The organism is Rhodovulum sp. 12E13, from assembly GCF_003340565.1.
In the GTDB taxonomy this organism is placed as follows: Bacteria; Pseudomonadota; Alphaproteobacteria; order Rhodobacterales; family Rhodobacteraceae; genus HLUCCA09.
This window is the reverse complement of sequence record NZ_QPLK01000046.1, coordinates 1-14,016: the sequence shown is the minus strand read 5'-3', so window position 1 is coordinate 14,016 and position 14,016 is coordinate 1. Positions and strand designations below refer to the sequence as shown.

Sequence of the window (14,016 nt, the reverse complement as noted above, 5' to 3'; positions counted from 1 at the left end):
AGGCCCGTGCCGGCGCGTGCGTGATCTCGAGCCTGGCCGGCTCGTCGCGTCCGGCGGCGCGGCAGAGCCCCCGGATCAGGGCGTCGAGGTGACCGTCCTCCATGCCGTCGATGCGCCCGAGGTTGGCAATCACCCGGTGGCGAGGCTTGCCAGCCTCGTTGCGGTAGGACTCGACGACCTGGAGATAGCGCCGCCCACCGCTCTCGTTGATGCGCACGAACATACCTACTGGATACCGCGCCATTACCAACAATGCAAAGTCGAGCATCGCCATATCGTGTGACTACACGCCTCTCAGCCTCCTGGCGCCCTAAACCATTGATCCGATTGCACCAGACAACCCCAATCGAACCAGATTCCCCCCAATTCTGTCGAACTTCGGTCCAGCATCTGCTCGGACGGAAGGACGCCCTGCGGCACCTCGGCGGGTGCTTGGGAAACCGTCCAGACGGCATGGGAAATGGGCATTACTCCGCAGCCTCCGTGATGGCATTCGCGGCCGGATCAAGCGCCTCGTGGAGGAGGGCTTCGAGGAGACGGGCGCGGGTGGTGTCGGCGGTGGTGACGGCGGTCTCCATTCGGTCGCAGAGGGCCATGAGGGCATCGACCTTGGCCACGATGCGGTGTTGTTCGGCGAGTGGTGGGAGGGGGATGGGACAACCTCGCAACTGCGTCATGTTGATCGAAGCAAGGTTCGTCGTCTGCTTCGACGCCTCTTCAAAGTAGCGCCGCCCAAGTTCGCTGTTGACGTAGACCACGACCCACTCGGGCGAAATATCCCGCGATGCCGGGCGCACGCGGAAGATGTGGTTCTGGTGGATGCAATCGGCGATCTCATCCCGCCAGATTGCCGCCCGCCCGAGCTTGTCCCAGTCGCCTCCCTCCGTCATAAGAATATCGGAAGTCTTGAGCCGGCGGTGTCAGCAAACCGTGTTGGTGGGGTGGCCTGAAGCGAGGAGCTTCCTGAGGACGTCGCGGTAGCTCCGGTCGGCGTTGTCACGGGCGGCGTGCCAGCGGCCGTAAGCGGCGAGGTTCTTCGACGCGGGTCCGCAGAACGTCTGCATGAAGGCGCGGAACCGACCGATCAGGGCGTTCACGGTGTTGATGTGATGGCTGCGTGGCGTGAGCTTCGACCGCCGTCCCGCGACGAACACGAAGTGCGGGATCCGTTCGTCCTGGGCGATCGCCTCGTAGGTGATGTGGCCGTCCGTGCAGAGCACCGCGTCCGGGGCCATCACGGGCAGCAGGGCGCCCGAGATCGCCACCTGGCCCGCGTCGGCGATGGCCTCGACGGCCCGGTGGCCGGCGCGGTCGGTGGCTGCGAGGGGCTTCTTCTCCCAGGCCCGCCAGCCGCCCGGAGGCGTCCGGGACGCAGCGCCCCGGCGCCGATAGTCCTCCCACCGAAGACGCGGCGGCGCGGGGGTGTTGGCGGGGTCGCACCGGTGCCGGACCCACTCGCGCGACGCTTTACGGCTTTCGCGCTGGTGGGCTTCGTCAGCCTCGACGATGCCGGCGAGCGTGCTCTCGGGCTCGGGCGTCAGAGCGCCGATAATGGTCATCCGCCAGCGCCAGACGCTGTGGCGCGAGGTTCCCAAGACCTCGGCCGCGCGACGGCAGGACATCGGCTGCGGCGCCTCGATCATGTCACGCGCCAGCGCGACCACGAGGTCGCGGCGGTGCACCCGGGCGAGCGGCGTGCCGCTCCGACCAGACCACGTCGCCCCGCACCCCGAGCAGGACCACCGTTGCGCGCCCGTCCGGGTCCGGCCCCACCGGATACGCTCGCCACCACCGCAGCGCGGGCAAGCGGCCGCCGCTCCCCCCACGTCGGCGCGGGCGTTGATCTCGAGCACCGCTTCGGCCCGCTCCCGCGCCTCTGCCACCATCCCCTCGACCTGCCGCAGCTCCTGCGGTGACAGACGGGCGAGCAGGCGGCCGAACTCGGTCGGATCGAAGCGGGGCATGGCAGGTCTCCGGCAGGCTCAGAAGCCGCCGATCCTACTCTACTGACGGACAAGAACAAAGGGCGAACCAACACGGTTTGCTGACACCGCCCGGCATCCTCGTCAGCCGCGTCGACCTGTCGGCCCTGCTTGCCGAGCGCCGAGCTACCCGCGTGACCCTGCTCGCGGGGAACGCGGTGGCGATCCTGCTTCTGGGCGGGATCGGCTACGCGCTGATCCGGCGCGGGCTGCGGCCGGTCGCGGTGCTCTCCACCCATTTGAGCGGGATGGGCGACGACCCCCAGCCGGTGCCCGAACGCGCCTTCCCGCGCGACCACGAACTGGCGCGGCTGTTCTTCACCTACAACAGGATGGTCGATGCGGTGCGCGACCGGGCGGAGACGGATCGGCGGATCGCCGAGCGAGAGCGCTACGTCAGCCTCGGACGGCTGTCGTCTTCGCTGGCGCACGAGATCAACAACCCGCTCGGCGGGTTGATGAACGCGGTCGACACACTGCGCCACTACAAGGACCGGCCCGAGGTGGCGGGCCCCGCGATCGACCTGCTCGACCGCGGCCTGAGGCACCTGCGCGACGTCACCCGCGCGGCCCTGCAGACTCACCGGGGCGACCATGCCGCGGCGCCGCTCTCGGCGGCGGACTTCGAGGATCTGCGGCTGCTGATCGAGCCGGAGATCGGACGGCGCGCGCAACGGCTCGACTGGCGGGTCGGCGAGATCCCGGAAGAGCGCGAGGGCCTTCCGGCCGGCCCGGTGCGCCAGATCGCCCTGAACCTGTTGCTCAACGCCTCCGAAAACGCCGGCACGGGCGGCACCCTTTGCTTCGCCGCCGAGGAAGAGGCGGGCGCGCTCCGCCTCTGCGTATGCGACACAGGGCCCGGGCTACCCGCGAGCGCCGTCGCGCGCCTGTTGAGCGATGCCCCTCCGGTCAACGGGGGCGGGTTCGGTCTGCGGCTGGTGCGCGACCTCACGACAGGGCTCGACGGCACGATCGACCATGCAAGGCGCGACGGCCGGACGGAAATCCGCATCGTCCTGCCGCTGCGGGAAGAGGCATGAGCTTCGACGGTCACCGGGTGGCCCTCGTCGAGGATGACGAGATTATGGGCGCCTCGCTCCGGCAACGGCTGGAACTCGAGGGAGCGGAGGTGGTCTGGCTCAAGCATGCGCACCGGGCGATCGGGGCGCTCCGGACGCCGCCACGCCCCGTCCACGCGGTCGTCTGTGACATCCGTCTGCCCGACGGCGACGGCGAAGCCGTCTACCGCGCCGTCGCGGCGAAGGCGCCGCCGCCACCCTTCCTCTTCGTCACGGGCTACGGGACGGTGGAGCAGGCGGTGCGGCTGATGCGCGCCGGCGCGGCGGACTACATCCTGAAACCGTTCGAGATGCCGGAGTTCCTCGCCCGGCTCGGCGCGCTGCTTGCGGGTCGGGCAGACACCCGCGACGATCCGACCGAGTTCGGTATCTCGCCCGAGGCGCGGCGGGTCGAGGCCCTCGTCGCGGCTGCGGCCGCAGGCGACGCCCCCGTTGCGATCATCGGCGGACCCGGCCTCGGCAAGGCCCGGCTCGCCCGCCGCCTGCATACGCTGTCGGACCGGAGGGCGGCCCCCTTCGTCGCGCTGTCGCTGGCCCGCGAGGGGGCCGGCGCCGGCGACCGCCTGTTCGGGGCGACGGGCCTGCTGCACGCAGCGGGCGAAGGCACAGTTCTGATCGAGGCGGTCGATCTCGCGGACGACAGCCTGCAGGCGCGCCTGCTGGACCTGCTCGAGGCGGGCTGCGACGCCCGCCTGTTGTTCACGCTCGCGGAGGATGCGGAGGCAAGGCTGCGCTCCGATCTTCGCTGGCGCCTCGGCGGCCACCAGGAGGGCTACGTCCGGCCCAACGAGTCCCATGTCGGGCGGCCGGCGGCCTATGTCGATCAGCTCCTGATCAACGGCGAGGGCGGCGTCCACCACATCTGGGCGTGCAATCACTACCGCACGACCCTGAACGCGACCGAGTTCAAGCGCGCCTACAACCGCCGCACCAACATGGTGAAGGAGGCGATGGACGCCGCCGCCGGCGGTACCCGCGAGGAGGTGGTCGACGCCATCGTGAACGCGATCCGGCAGGGCGGCCTCTTCGCCGTCAACGTCGACATCATCCAGAACGAGATGGGCAAGCAGGCCCATGTCGTCCTGCCGGCCACGCAGTCAGGCGAGATGAACCTCACCTCGATGAACGGCGAGCGCCGGATGCGGCTGGTGGAGAAGTACATGGACGCGCCGGGCAACGCGCGGCCCGACTGCCTGATCGCCGCCGGCATCGCGCAGAACATGGAGCGCGTTCTGAACGAAATGGGCATGGCCGAGTATGCCGCCCAGTTCCAGGGCTACGACTGGGAAACCGAGGAAGACGCCTTCATGGACGGGTACCACCGGAACGCCCACAACGGCGACCTGGTGACCTACGACCGCCTGCGCGCCATGGGCAACAACGGCTTCCAGGAGCCGGCGCAAGCGCTCGACGGCGAGACCATCGTCGGCACGCCGCGGCTCTACTCCGATGGCACCTTCTCCACCGACGACGGGCGCGCACGCTTCATGGCCGGCCCCTGGCGCGGGCTCGAGGCGCCCGGCAAGGAGGAGGAGCGGGCGCGGCACGCCTTCCTCATCAACAACGGGCGATCCAACATCAACTGGCAAAACTGGTTCCTCGACCAAGAGAACGACTTCGTCATGGACCGCTGGCCCTACCCGTTCATCGAGATGCACCCCGAGGACATGGCCGATCTCGGCGTGACCGAGGGCGATCTGGTAGAAGTCTACAACGCCAACGGCGCGACTCAGGCGATGGCCTACCCGACGGCGACGGCCAGGCGAGGCGAGACGTTCATGCTGTTCGGCTCGCCCAACGGCACGCAGGGCAACGTCATCAGCGAGGCCACGAACGAACTGGTGATCCCGAACTACAAGCAGACCTGGGCCGACATCCGCAGGATCGCCGACACCCCTGCTTCGGCCCGCTCGATTTCCTTCAAGTCGAAGGAAGTGACGCTCTGATCCTCCCCCGCGGCGGCCGTCTGCTGCCGCGGCGACCTGACCGCCGGCTGGGGCCGCCCGCCTCGGCTGGCACTTTCGTCCGAGAAGTGATGTCCCACGCCCCTGTCGATTGCAGCGCCGGCCGCGCCGGCGCCCCCCTGTCGCTCGATGCCGCCTGCCTGCGCGCCCTCGCCGCCGCCGCGCCGATGCAGGGGATCGAGACGGTGCCGCCCGCCCGCGCGCCGGGGCGGGTGCTCGCGCGTCCCCTCCACACGCCGATCCCGCTGCCGCCCTTCGACAACGCGGCGATGGACGGCTACGCCCTGCGCTGCGCCGACCTCGCCGGGCCGTCACCCCGAACGCTGCCCGTCGCGGGCGCGGTGCATGCCGGGGACGGCCCCGTCTCGCTGCCCGCAGGCGCGGCGCTGCGCATCCTGACCGGTGCACCGGTGCCGCACGGCGCCGACGCCGTCGTGATGCAGGAGCGCGCAAAACTGGCGGATGGGTGTCTTAGGTTGGACAACGCCCCGCGCCCCGGCGCGAACATCCGGCGCGCGGGCGAGGACATCGGCCAGGGCGCGGAGCTTCTGGCCACCGGTGTCGCCCTCACGCCGGTGCGGATCGGGCTGCTGGCCGCCGCCGGCCTCTCCGAGGCGCCAGTCGTGGCACGGGTGCGCGTCGCCCTCCTCTCGACCGGCTCGGAACTGGCCGAGCTGGGCACGCCGCTGGCGCCCGGCCACATCTACAACTCGAACCGCGCGATGATCCGTGCCCTGCTCGAAAGTCCATTCGCGGAGGTCTCCGACCGGGGCCGCATCCCCGACGATCCCGGGCGGATCGAGGCTGCGCTGCGAGGCGCAGCCGCTGAGGCTGAGGTGATCGTGACCACGGGTGGCATGTCGGCGGGAGACGCCGACCACGTGCCGGGCGCCCTGCGCGCCGCCGAGGGCGATCTCGCCGTGCTCAAGGTGGCGCTGCGCCCGGGCAAGCCGCTCGCCGTGGGGCGCATCGGCGGCGCGCTTTTCATGGGCCTGCCGGGCAACCCCTACGCCGCGCTCGTCACGGCGCTGCAGATCGCGCTGCCGGCGATCCGCCGCACGGCCGGGTTGTCGGAGGTCCACCCCGCGGCGCGCGCCGGCATCGCGGAGTTCTGCCACGACAAGCGCCCGGGGCGCACCGAGGTCGTGCCAGTCCGTTCGCTCGGCGAGGACGGGCTCGGCCGCCCGCGCCTCGATCTGCTTGGCCCGGGCGCGTCTGCGCGCCTTGCCCCGGTGGCCGCCGCGGACGGCCTCGCCATCCTGCCGGCCGAGTGCGCGCATGTCGCTCGGGGCGATCTGCTGCGGTGGCATCCGCTGGGCCATCGCCCGTAGCCGGCGGGCGGCGGGCTGGAGGCAGGCCCCTCAGGCCATGGCCCAGAGCTGGAACAGCAGGCCGGCGGCGAAGGCGCCGGAGAGCGACAGCGCGATGTAGAGGGCGAAGACCGGCGGACGCGCCAGCGCCCAGACCGCCATCGCCGCCGGGATCGAGGTGACGCCGCCCGCGACGAGGAAGGCCATGCCGGCGCCGGGCGCCATGCCCTGCCCGATCAGCCCGCCGACGAGCGGCAGCGCCGCGTAGCCGTTGAGGTAGGCCGGCACGCCCACCAGCGTCGCCGTGGCGATGGGGGCGAGGCCTGTGCCGCCGAGCGCCGCCGTCACCGTCTCGGCCGGGATCCAGGCGAGCATCAGGCTCTCGATCAGGAAGGCCAACGTCAGCCACTTGGCGAGGAAGAGGGTGGTGGAGACGGCCGTCTTGCCGAACTTCGCCCGCCGCTCCGCCTCCTCCCAGAAGCGCCAGTGGACGGGCTTTGGCGCGCGCACTTTCGCGCCACCGCAGCCGCCGTTGCCGACGCCCTCGCGCAACGGGTCCGCCAGCGCCCCGCCGCGCGCCAGCAGGTGCACGACGCCGCCGCCGAAGACGCCGAGGCCAACGGCGGCCAGGGTCTTGGCCACGGCGAACTCGAGGTCGAGCACGCCCGCCGTCAGCACGAACATCGAGGGGTCCATGATCGGCGAGGCGAGCCAGAACGCCATGACCGCCGAGAGCGGCACGCCCATCGCCAGCAGCGCCGCGATCAGCGGGATCACCCCGCAGGAACAGAAGGGCGACAGCCCCCCCGCCAGCGCCCCGAGCCCGATCATCAGGAGCGGCGCGCCGGTGAAGGCCCGCGCGATCAGGTTGTCCGCCCCCGTCGCCCCGGCCCAGGCCGCGATGGCGATCGAGGCCACGAGGTAGGGCGCGGTGTGCAGCAGCGCCCCGCCCGCGAAGCGCGCGCTCTCCACCGCCTGCGGCGGGTCGACCAGCGCGAGCGCGGCGAGGATGGCCGCCGAGGTCAGCCAGACGCCGTACTCCTTCCAGAGCGCGCGCAGGGCCGCGAGGGGGCTGCGGGCGGGGGCGAGGCTCGTGTCGCTCATGGTCGTGTCTCCGGAAGAGTCGAAGTTTCAGGCCGAAGGGCGCGGGTCACGCCGCATCCTCGTCGCGGGTCAGCGTCACGCCGGCGCAGCATTCCGAGGTGAGGAAGCCGACGAGGCGGTGCATGGCCGGGTAGTCCACCCGGTTCACCACCTCGCGCCCGCGCCGCTCCTGCACCACGAGGCCGGCGGCGGTGAGCGTGGAGAGATGATGGGCGAGCGTCGAGGGCGCGAGGCCGAGGTGCTCGCCGATGTCGCCCACGCGCAGGCCCTCGTCGCCGGCCTTGACCAGCAGGCGGAAGATGGCGAGGCGGGCGTCGTGGCCGAGCGCGGCGAGGGCGCGGGATTCGGATGAGGTCGTCGTCATGCCGGACAACATAACTACATTTCCGGTTATGTCGAGTCTTCTTTCAGGCGAAGCGCGCCCGCGTGCGGTTGGCCAGTGCCACGAGGCTGAGCATCACCGGCACCTCCACCAGCACGCCGACCACGGTGGCGAGCGCCGCGCCGGAGTTCAGCCCGAACAGGCTGATGGCGACGGCGACGGCGAGTTCGAAGAAGTTCGACGTGCCGATCAGCGCGCAGGGGGCGGCGATGCGGTGGGGCACCTTCAGCGCCCAGGCCGCGGCGTAGGCGAGCGCGAAGATGCCGTAGGACTGGATCAGGATGGGCACGGCGATCAGGGCGATCACGAGCGGCCTTTCGAGGATCACCTCGCCCTGCAGGCCGAACAGGATCACCACCGTCGCGATCAGGCCGACCACGGACCACGGCTTCACCCGGTCGCGGAAGGCATGGATGCGCGCCTCGGTGCCCAGCCGCGCCCGCGTGACGAGCCCCGCCGCGAGCGGCAGCGCGACGAACAGCACGACGGACAGCACCAGCGTCTCCCACGGCACGGCGATGTCCGTCACGCCCAGCAGCACCGCCACGATGGGCGCGAAGGCGAAGACCATCACCACGTCGTTCACCGAGACCTGCAGCAGCGTGTAGCCCTCGTCGCCCCGCGTCAGCTGCGACCAGACGAAGACCATCGCGGTGCAGGGCGCCGCCCCGAGCAGGATCAGCCCGGCGATGTACTGCTTGGCGTCGTCCGGCGGGATCAGCCCGGCGAAGACGTGCTCGAAGAACAGCACCGCGAGGAAGGCCATGGTGAAGGGCTTGATCGCCCAGTTCACCGCCAGCGTGATGGCCAGCCCCTTCGGCTGGCGCAGCACGTCGCGCAGGCTGGACGGGTCGACGCCAACCATCATCGGGTAGACCATCGCCCAGATCAGCACGGCGACGACGAGGTTCACCCGCGCCACCTCCGCCGCCGCGATCGCCTGCACCAGCCCCGGCAGCGCCGCGCCGAGGAGGATCCCGCCCCCGATCGCCAGCGCGATCCAGAGCGAGAGGTACCGCTCGAAGACGCTCATGCGGGCGTGGCGGCGGGCTCGGGGCGCAGGCGGGTGGCCGTCAGCGCCGAGAGGGCCACGAGCGCCGCGGCGGTGCCGAGGGTCAGGGGCAGGCCGCCGATCTGGTAGGTCGCGCCGGAGAGGACCGTGCCGAGCAGGCGGCCGCCGGCATTGGCCATGTAGTAGAAGCCCACATCCATCGTGACCCGCTCGTCCTTCGTGAAGGCGAGGATCAGGTAGGAGTGCAGCGACGAGTTCACCGCGAAGAGGGCGCCGAAGGCCAGCAGGCCGACGATCAGGGAGGTCGTCAGCCAGGGCGCGGGGTCGCCCGCCGCCAGCGCCAGCGCCGCGAGAACGGCCGGGATGATCGCCAGCCACCCCGCCCAGCGGCGGGCAGCGGAGACGAGCTCGCCCTCGGGCCGCGTCGCGGCGCCGAGGAGGCGCGGCGCCCAGGCCTGCACGGCGCCGTAGAGGATGATCCAGACCGCCATGAACGTGCCGATGGTGAAGAAGGCGGCGCGGTTGCCCTCGGTCGTGCCGTCCGACAGCACGGCGTAGAAGTAGATCGGGATTCCGACGACGAACCACACGTCGCGCGCGCCGAACAGGAAGACGCGCGCTGCCGACAGCCAGTTCACGTTGGCGCTGTCGGAGAAGACCTCCGAGAACGGCACGCCCTTGCGCCCTTTCGGCAGCCCCGCCGGCATGAACAGCAGCACCGCGACGAGGATCACCGCCAGCACCGCCGCCATCCCGATCACCGCCCAGACGAAGCCCACCGTCGCCAGCAGCGCCGCGCCGAGCAGGAAGCCGAGCCCCTTCACCGCGTTCTTCGAGCCAGTGAGCAGCGCCACCCAGCGGAAGAGGCCGCCGTCCTCCTTCGGCGCCAGCAGCTTGACGGCGGATTTCGACGACATCTTGGCGAGGTCCTTGGCCACCCCGCTCGCCCCCTGCACCACCATCACGTAGATCACCGACAGCGTCAGCGCCCAGCCGGCGTCGAGCTGGGAGAGCGCGATCAGCGCCACGACCTGCAGGCCGAGTCCGACATAGAGCGTCGAGGTCAGCCCGAAGCGCGCGGCGATCCACCCCGCCGAGAGGTTCGTCACCATCCCCGCGATCTCGTAGAGCACGAAGAGGTAGGCGAGCTGGATCGGCGTGAAGCCGAGCGTGTGGAAGTGCAGCAGCACCAGCATCCGCAGCGCGCCGTCCGTCAGCATGAACGCCCAGTAGGCGGCGGTGACGGCGATGTAGGCCGACAGCCCCTTGGCACGGTCCATCACAGCGATCCCCCGACCATCAGCGCCACGTCGACCAGCCGGTGGGCGTAGCCCATCTCGTTGTCGTACCACGCGTAGATCTTCACCTGCGTGCCGCCCACCACCATCGTCGACGGCGCGTCGATGATCGAAGACCGTGTATCGTTGGTGTAATCGGCCGAGACGAGCGGCCGCGCCTCATAGCCGAGGATGCCGGCAAGCGGCCCCTCGGCGGCGGCCTTCAGCATCGCGTTCACCTCCGCGACACTCGTCTCGCGCTGCACCTCGAACACGCAATCGGTCAGCGAGGCGTTCAGCAGCGGCACGCGCACGGCGTGGCCGTTCAGCCGGCCCTTCAGTTCAGGGTAGATCAGCGTGATCGCCGTCGCCGAGCCGGTGGTCGTCGGGATCAGGGAGTTCAGCGCGGAGCGCGCGCGGCGCAGGTCCTTGGCCGGGCGGTCCACGATGGTCTGGGTGTTGGTCACGTCATGGATCGTGGTGATCGAGCCGTGGCGGATGCCCAGGGCCTCGTGGATCACCTTCACCACCGGCGCGAGGCAGTTCGTGGTGCAGGAAGCCGCCGTCACGATGCGGTGCTTGGCCGCGTCGTAGGTGCCCTCGTTCACGCCGTAGACGATGTTGGCCGTGGGCCCGTCCTTCACCGGGGCGGACACGACGACCTTCTTCACGCCCCCCTCGAAATAGGGCGCGAGCGCCCCCTCGGACTTGAACACGCCGGTGCAGTCGATCACGACATCGACGCCGCCCAGCGGCAGCGCCGCGAGGTCCGTCGTGCCGACGAAGGGCAGGCGCACGCCGTCCACGGTCACGCTGCCGTCGTCCGACGCGAAATCCGCGTCCCACCGCCCGTGGACGGTGTCGAATTCGAGAAGGTGCGCGTGCATCGCCGGATCGCCCACGGCGTCGTTGATCCAGGCGATCTCCGCCCCCCGCTCGAGCAAAGGGTGCAGGGCGAGCTTCCCGATCCGGCCGAGGCCGTTCAGCGCGTAGGTGGTCATGCGTCGGCGGCCGGGCTGGTAGCGCCGATGCCGTCGACCGCCCGTTGCAGGGCCATCCGGTCGAGCTGCTCGAAGGGCAGCGCGGCGAACGCCTTGATGCGGTTCTTCAGCGCCCCGTAGGCCTGCTGGAAGGCGAGCGCCTTCTGCGCGTCGGTGCCCTCGGCCTTGACCGGATCGGGCACGCCCCAGTGGCCGGTGACGGGCTGGCCCGGCCAGGGCGGGCACTCCTCGTTCGCCGCCCGGTCGCAGACGGTGAAGACGAAGTCGAGCCGCGGCGCGTCCGCCCCCTGGAACTCCGCCACGTTCTTGGCGCGCAGCGGCGCCAGACCGTGCCCCTTGTCGCGCAGCACGTCGAGCGCGAAGGGGTTGAGCTCCGAATACGGCTTCGTGCCGGCGGAATACGCCTCGAACCGGTCGCCCGCCTCGGCGCGCAGGAGCGCCTCGGCGAAGATCGACCGGGCGGAATTGCCGGTGCAGATGAACAGGACAGTGTAGCGGGCCATGGGCGTGGCTCCCTGGGTCATTGGCGCGGCGAGGGGAGGGACCAGGGGCAGCGGCGCGCAGAGGCCGGGCCGCCCCCGGCAGCAATCGAGGAGCAGGTAGTCGAACGTCTCGCGCACGGCGGCGAGGTCGATGCCGTAGAGCAGCGAGGTCCCCCGCCGCTCCTGCGTCACCAGCCCCGCCTGCATCAGCGCATTCAGGTAGGCCGAGAGCGTCGACGCCTTCAGCCCCAGCGCCCCCGCGATCTCCCCCGCCGCCACCCGCCCCGGATGGCGCCGCATCAGCAGCCGGAAGATTGCCAGCCGCTGGGGATGGCCGAGGGTGGACAGACGGAGGGGAATCGGGGCTTCCATAATTCCAAAATACGCGAATAATGAAACTCTGCAACCGCGTTCTCGGCGCCGCCCGATCGCAGCGCCGCAGGGAGTTTCGATTCCTGGCCGTCGTCCTCCCGGTGCAGCGCGCGCCCACCACCGGAGAACCGGAACGCCGTGCATCACCGCCCACGGGAGCGGCCGCGACCTGACCTTCGCGCCCGGGGCGGCGCGCGCCTGTCCCCGCGAGCGCTTTCCCCGCGGGATCGTGGCCGGGGGAGCGCGAGCGTTCCGCGGGCGCGTCCCGGAATTCCCACGCCGATGCCGGCAATGCGTGTTCTTGTTCGGGCCGAACCGCAGCGGAAGAACGCACGAGGATCGCGCCTGGGCCTGTTCCGGAGACGCGACCGCCGTCGTCTGGGCAGCGACGACGACCCGCCCTACTGGCCCGAGGCGCGCAGCTTCGTCGCCGAATGTCGCCGCCTGGCGCATCCGCAGGGCCTTGCCGGGCCGATCCCGCCGACCAAGCCGTGGTCGCGGCCACGCTGCGGGCAACGCAGCGGAGGTTCCACGCCGCTGAATCGGCGCATCGGCAGGTAGCAGCTCGATTTGCATTGCGGCGGGGCGGCAGAGCCCAACCCTTTTGTCGATTTGAACGTGCGGTCAACGGGCTGAGGCGGGCGTTTGCCTGACTGCAGCGGATGTCCGCTCCCCGCTCCCTGTGCGTCTGCGGCAGAGGCGCGAGGCGGCCGCGACGCGGCCCGGGCCGAGCCGTGGGAGAGCCCGGCGTGGTCTCGAGCGGACAGTGCCGTCGAGGAGGCTCCCGACGCGTTGGGCGAAGTCGCCTCGGAGCGGCGACCGGCGGGGGGGCGTTGCCCGGGCCCTCGGGCCGGTGCCGGTCCGGTGGTGCATCCGGCGAGAAGGCGGGGGCCCGGGGGTGCGACGGCTCACGACGGCAGGGCGGAGCGCAGGACCTCCTCCAGCGGCGTGTCCCGGAAGTCTGGCAGCAGGGCCTCGAGGCGTCGCCCGGACAGGGCGTGGTCGGTCTCCCAGAGATACCGCATCTCGGCCAGTTCCCGCGCCAGTTCCCAGACCGGGCCGGCCAGGGTGAACATCCACCACGGGAACTGCCTGAAGGTCAGGCCGCGCCCGGTGATCCGCTCCAGCTCGGACCTGATCTGCACCGCCGTCAGGGTGTGCCCGGGGAAGGGCACATCCTCGAACCGCGACAGCTCGTGGCGCATCCCGGCGAGGGCGACCGCGGCGCGGCCCCAGTCCGGCAGGTAGCACATGGCCTGGCGGGTCTCCGCCGGCCCGGGAAGGGTGATCCGGCCGCGCCCGATGTCGCGCAGGTAGATCTGGGACATGATGCAGCCGTCGCGCTCGGGGTCGATGAAATTGCCCGCCCGCAAGACGATCGTCTGCACGCCGCTCTGAGCATAGGCGCGCTCCATCTCCAGCCGGATCCGGCCCTTGCGGCTGACGGGCCTCGGCGGCGTGTGGTCCGACCACGTGCCGCCCCGGTCGCCGAAGTGGTAGACGTTGCCGGGCAGGATCACGGTGGCCCCGCTGCGTTGGCCTGCGTCGATCACCTGCGCGGTGATACTCGGGATCGCCTCCGCCCAGTTGTGGTAGTTCGGCGGGTTCAGCCCGTTGACGATCACGTCGCAGCCTTGCGCCGCGCTGGCCATGTCGTCCCTGTGGCGGTCGAAGGGACGCACCTGCCATCCGGCGGCCTCGAAGGCCTTCGCGCTGTGGCGGCCGATCTTGCCCCTGCCGCCGAGGATCAGGACAGTCTGTGTCATCTCGTCCTCCTTCTGCGTGGATGGCGGCAGGATGGGGATTACGAAAATGAAAGGGAATTGACTGAATCCGAAGCCCGGATATTCATTCATGAATGAGAAGCGGATCCACCTCCCTGGACTGGACCCATGTGAGGGCCTTCCTCGCCGTCGCCGAGACCGGCTCGCTCAGTGCCGCGGCGCGCGCCCTCGGCCAGAGCCAGCCGACGCTGGGGCGCCACGTCAGGGCCGCCGAGGCGGCGCTCGGGGCCACTCTGTTCGTCCGCGTGCCCGGGGGGCTGCAGCTGA

Annotated in this window: 13 protein-coding genes and 1 pseudogene; 4 read left to right on the top strand and 10 right to left on the bottom strand. The window is 70.9% G+C overall.

The genetic code is table 11. The annotated features are described in order from the left end of the window. The 3 genes and pseudogenes from DLJ49_RS19810 to DLJ49_RS19800 form a co-directional block, all read right to left on the bottom strand. Positions 1 to 244 (bottom strand): annotated as a pseudogene (locus DLJ49_RS19810) (IS1634 family transposase); the annotation flags it as partial. A gap of 223 nt (positions 245 to 467) precedes the next feature. After that, on the bottom strand, positions 468 to 890 hold the full coding sequence (locus tag DLJ49_RS19805) for a restriction endonuclease subunit S (protein ID WP_115395249.1): 423 nt from the start codon (positions 888 to 890) through the stop codon (positions 468 to 470). 30 nt (positions 891 to 920) lie between these two features. After that, positions 921 to 1,964, bottom strand: coding sequence for an IS1595 family transposase (locus DLJ49_RS19800; protein ID WP_115395248.1), 1,044 nt, complete (start codon positions 1,962 to 1,964; stop codon positions 921 to 923). Between the two features lie 77 nt (positions 1,965 to 2,041). Between DLJ49_RS19800 and DLJ49_RS19795 the strand changes: the two genes are divergently transcribed. The 3 genes from DLJ49_RS19795 (at position 2,042) to glp (ending at position 6,356) form a co-directional block, all read left to right on the top strand. Then, positions 2,042 to 3,022, top strand: coding sequence for a sensor histidine kinase (locus tag DLJ49_RS19795; RefSeq protein WP_147277365.1), 981 nt, complete (start codon positions 2,042 to 2,044; stop codon positions 3,020 to 3,022). Beyond that, positions 3,019 to 5,007 (top strand): arsenate reductase (azurin) large subunit, encoded by a 1,989-nt coding sequence (locus DLJ49_RS19790; RefSeq protein WP_115395246.1) that lies wholly within the window; start codon positions 3,019 to 3,021, stop codon positions 5,005 to 5,007. Before DLJ49_RS19795 ends, DLJ49_RS19790 begins: the two co-directional genes overlap by 4 nt. A gap of 89 nt (positions 5,008 to 5,096) precedes the next feature. Further along, complete coding sequence (gene glp / locus DLJ49_RS19785) at positions 5,097 to 6,356, top strand: molybdopterin molybdotransferase MoeA (protein ID WP_115395245.1); 1,260 nt, start codon at positions 5,097 to 5,099, stop codon at positions 6,354 to 6,356. 30 nt (positions 6,357 to 6,386) lie between these two features. Here glp and DLJ49_RS19780 read toward each other — a convergent pair whose 3' ends face one another. The 7 genes from DLJ49_RS19780 to DLJ49_RS19750 all read right to left on the bottom strand — a co-directional run bounded on the left by DLJ49_RS19780 (position 6,387) and on the right by DLJ49_RS19750 (position 13,731). Next, entirely contained in the window at positions 6,387 to 7,439 is a 1,053-nt protein-coding gene (locus DLJ49_RS19780; RefSeq protein WP_115395244.1) for a permease, read from the bottom strand. A gap of 46 nt (positions 7,440 to 7,485) precedes the next feature. Next, on the bottom strand, positions 7,486 to 7,803 hold the full coding sequence (locus DLJ49_RS19775) for an ArsR/SmtB family transcription factor (RefSeq protein ID WP_115395251.1): 318 nt from the start codon (positions 7,801 to 7,803) through the stop codon (positions 7,486 to 7,488). A 43-nt stretch (positions 7,804 to 7,846) separates the two neighbouring features. Beyond that, positions 7,847 to 8,854: an ACR3 family arsenite efflux transporter gene (gene arsB, locus DLJ49_RS19770; protein ID WP_115395243.1), complete on the bottom strand. Its 1,008-nt coding sequence runs from the start codon at positions 8,852 to 8,854 to the stop codon at positions 7,847 to 7,849. Then, the gene (arsJ, locus tag DLJ49_RS19765; protein WP_115395242.1) at positions 8,851 to 10,113 is read right to left on the bottom strand and encodes an organoarsenical effux MFS transporter ArsJ; all 1,263 of its coding nucleotides are present in this window, start codon (positions 10,111 to 10,113) and stop codon (positions 8,851 to 8,853) included. Before arsJ ends, arsB begins: the two co-directional genes overlap by 4 nt. Continuing rightward, positions 10,113 to 11,111, bottom strand: a complete 999-nt coding sequence (locus DLJ49_RS19760; protein WP_115395241.1) for an ArsJ-associated glyceraldehyde-3-phosphate dehydrogenase — start codon at positions 11,109 to 11,111, stop codon at positions 10,113 to 10,115. The genes arsJ and DLJ49_RS19760 overlap by 1 nt, the downstream gene beginning before the upstream one ends. After that, entirely contained in the window at positions 11,108 to 11,965 is an 858-nt protein-coding gene (locus DLJ49_RS19755; protein WP_115395240.1) for an arsenate reductase/protein-tyrosine-phosphatase family protein, read from the bottom strand. The genes DLJ49_RS19760 and DLJ49_RS19755 overlap by 4 nt, the downstream gene beginning before the upstream one ends. Positions 11,966 to 12,873: 908 nt before the next feature. Next, on the bottom strand, positions 12,874 to 13,731 hold the full coding sequence (locus DLJ49_RS19750; protein ID WP_115395250.1) for a Rossmann-fold NAD(P)-binding domain-containing protein: 858 nt from the start codon (positions 13,729 to 13,731) through the stop codon (positions 12,874 to 12,876). A 92-nt stretch (positions 13,732 to 13,823) separates the two neighbouring features. On the opposite strand from DLJ49_RS19750, the gene DLJ49_RS19745 reads away from it, so the two are divergent. Continuing rightward, the coding region (locus DLJ49_RS19745) for a helix-turn-helix domain-containing protein (RefSeq protein WP_147277364.1) at positions 13,824 to 14,016 on the top strand (193 nt) is incomplete at its 3' end.

Excerpts from the sequence above, each read along its gene's own strand:
- DLJ49_RS19805 (WP_115395249.1), bottom strand. The coding sequence starts at position 890 with ATGACGGAGGGAGGCGACTGGGACAAGCTCGGGCGGGCGGCAATCTGG.
- DLJ49_RS19800 (WP_115395248.1), bottom strand. The coding sequence starts at position 1,964 with ATGCCCCGCTTCGATCCGACCGAGTTCGGCCGCCTGCTCGCCCGTCTG.
- DLJ49_RS19790 (WP_115395246.1), top strand. The coding sequence starts at position 3,019 with ATGAGCTTCGACGGTCACCGGGTGGCCCTCGTCGAGGATGACGAGATT.
- glp (WP_115395245.1), top strand. The coding sequence starts at position 5,097 with ATGTCCCACGCCCCTGTCGATTGCAGCGCCGGCCGCGCCGGCGCCCCC.
- DLJ49_RS19780 (WP_115395244.1), bottom strand. The coding sequence starts at position 7,439 with ATGAGCGACACGAGCCTCGCCCCCGCCCGCAGCCCCCTCGCGGCCCTG.
- DLJ49_RS19775 (WP_115395251.1), bottom strand. The coding sequence starts at position 7,803 with ATGACGACGACCTCATCCGAATCCCGCGCCCTCGCCGCGCTCGGCCAC.
- arsB (WP_115395243.1), bottom strand. The coding sequence starts at position 8,854 with ATGAGCGTCTTCGAGCGGTACCTCTCGCTCTGGATCGCGCTGGCGATC.
- arsJ (WP_115395242.1), bottom strand. The coding sequence starts at position 10,113 with ATGGACCGTGCCAAGGGGCTGTCGGCCTACATCGCCGTCACCGCCGCC.
- DLJ49_RS19760 (WP_115395241.1), bottom strand. The coding sequence starts at position 11,111 with ATGACCACCTACGCGCTGAACGGCCTCGGCCGGATCGGGAAGCTCGCC.
- DLJ49_RS19755 (WP_115395240.1), bottom strand. The coding sequence starts at position 11,965 with ATGGAAGCCCCGATTCCCCTCCGTCTGTCCACCCTCGGCCATCCCCAG.
- DLJ49_RS19750 (WP_115395250.1), bottom strand. The coding sequence starts at position 13,731 with ATGACACAGACTGTCCTGATCCTCGGCGGCAGGGGCAAGATCGGCCGC.